Source organism: Mycobacterium sp. (assembly GCF_049280035.1).
GTDB lineage: Bacteria > Actinomycetota > Actinomycetes > Mycobacteriales > Mycobacteriaceae > Mycobacterium.
In genome coordinates, this window is record NZ_JBAPPI010000427.1 from 1 (window position 1) to 2,101 (window position 2,101).

Annotated in this window: 2 protein-coding genes and 1 pseudogene; 2 read left to right on the plus strand and 1 reads right to left on the minus strand. The window is 63.5% G+C overall.

Translation table 11 applies throughout. The features are described from left to right. Nucleotides 1-105: 105 nt before the first annotated feature. Together WAN71_RS14245 and WAN71_RS14250 are read left to right on the plus strand one after the other, a co-directional pair. On the plus strand, nt 106-939 hold the full coding sequence (locus WAN71_RS14245) for a hypothetical protein (protein ID WP_422225955.1): 834 nt from the start codon (nt 106-108) through the stop codon (nt 937-939). Nucleotides 940-984: 45 nt separating this feature from the next. Continuing rightward, nucleotides 985-1,787: pseudogene (locus tag WAN71_RS14250) on the plus strand (thioesterase family protein). 57 nt (nt 1,788-1,844) lie between these two features. Here the strand turns inward: WAN71_RS14250 and WAN71_RS14255 are convergent. Continuing rightward, the coding region (locus WAN71_RS14255; RefSeq protein ID WP_422225956.1) for a hypothetical protein at nt 1,845-2,101 on the minus strand (257 nt) is incomplete at its 5' end.

The following is a 2,101-nucleotide window of genomic DNA, read 5'->3' on the forward strand; positions in this document are numbered from 1 at the left end:
CTCGGCCATCAAGGGCTGAGCGATGAAAGCCATACCCGCCGTCCCTGGGTGAATCGAAGCCTACGGCCGACGGCCACGAACACCCTGCAAGAAAGGTAAGGAGCGATGACCGCTGTAGGTGCTTTGGGTATCGAGGGCTACCGCGAATTCTTGGTGCGGCGCGACGGTGAAGCGGATTTGCTGCATCGCCATCTAGCCAGCCGCGAGGAATTCTTCGGTGGCTTGGTGGCGGACCCGGTGCGCTCCACCCGTCCCATCGATCGGGGTGTGTTTGCGCGCAACCTGCACCGGCGGCGACCCGAACCGGGCCTCAGCCGAGAAATGCTGTTTCTGTTGGCAACCGCGAAGCTGAACCAAGCGGAGCGCTTCGGCGTCGGATTGGGTGAGACGTACGGGCACAACAGCGGTGACGACGCTCCGCCCGAGCGGGTGTACATCGAGCTCGAGGAGCACTATCACACCCGCCTGCTGGCCTACGTGCTCGACATGTTCGGTCTGCCGTTCCAAGTCGTCCCGCCGCCATTCGTGATGCGCCAGTTCGTCAAGCTCAACGTCTTCATCCCGGAGCGCATCGGGATCGCGTTCGTAGGGGCAGGCGAGATGGCCGGCTGCATCTTGTTCGACGAATTACGCCGTGTCGGGGTTGAGGTGTTCGCCGACGAACCAGATGTGGCCGCCCGCATCGGGCGGCTCTACAGCGAGATCCTCACCGACGAGATTGGCCACGTCGGCTATTGCGCGGCCCGCTGCACCTCTGGCGAGCGAGCCGTAATGCGTTGGCTATACCCACGTTTCGGTCGACTATTCGCACGCGAGACCGCCGAGATCAGCTTGCTGATCGATCCGAAGAAGCTACACGCCCGCCTCGACCAACCGTTCAATGTCGATCAGCTCACCGCCGGGTTGCCGAACGAGACGTTCCTTGCCGCACACCCCTGAAGGTCGGTAGCCGCGGGGCCGCGAGCCCGCCCGTAACATGAGCGCGTGGACGCATTTTTCATTGCGGACGGCGACTTCTATGTTCCCGGAGATCTGACGCGTGGACCGTGGGGGCAGACGATGGGGGGTCAGGTCACCGGCGGACTGCTGGGTTGGGCGCTGGAGAGCTTCGGCGATCCAGAGTTTCAGCCCGCACGACTGACCGTCGACCTGCTGCGCCCGGTGCTGCTGGAGCCGGTGCAAATCGATACCATCGTGCAACGCGAGGGTCGCCGGATAAAACTTGTCGACGGCGCGCTGTTGCAAAATGGCCGGGTCGTTGCGCGCGCCAGCGCGTTGTTTCTGCGCCGCGGCCAGCACCCTGACGGCAAGGTGTGGTCGTCCCCGGTGGCGATGCCACCGATTCCGACGCGCTCCGATGGGTTCGATATTGATATGCCGTTCGATATCTGGACCTACGGCACCAACTCCAAGACTGGAAGTGTGGGAATCGGCATGGGCGAGTGGGAACAGGCCACCGCCCAAAAATTTGCGTGGATACGACTGTTCCGCCCCATGGTGGCAGGATATCCGCTTACACCATTCACCCGCGCTGCGTTGGCCGGCGACGTTGTTAGCTCGTTAACACATTGGGGTACAGCGGGTTTGCGGTATATCAACGCGGACTATACGGTGACCCTGAGCCGACTGCCCGAGGGTGAATACATCGGGTTGGCCGCGCAAAGCCACTACGGCAACGACGGCGTGGCCACTGGAGCGGCAACCCTGTTGGACCATCGAGACCCGTCGGCACCGGGTCCGCTCTGGCGCTGGCGCAGTCGGCTGACGCGTTTCAACCGCGGTGGTAGGAGTCGCTGCCCAGCAAGGATTTTCGTTCCAGACCCCTTGCGAGAGCCTGCGTTTGGTCAGATCGGGGTCCAGAGTCCGTTGTTCCAGATTCCCCACCCATGGGCAGTCTGGTTCCACATCACCAGTGCCCCAGGCGCCCACGACGGTGGAGGTGGTTGCGGCGGCGCCCATGACGGCGGGACTCCCCAGGGTCCAAAGCCGGCCGGCCCAGTTTGGCCTGCCGGACCTTGCCCGTCGTGGCAGTGATTCCAGTCCCAGTCGTAGGCCTTCCCCCAGCTCGGGTCCCATTGATCGCCCGGGCACCAGTGATAGC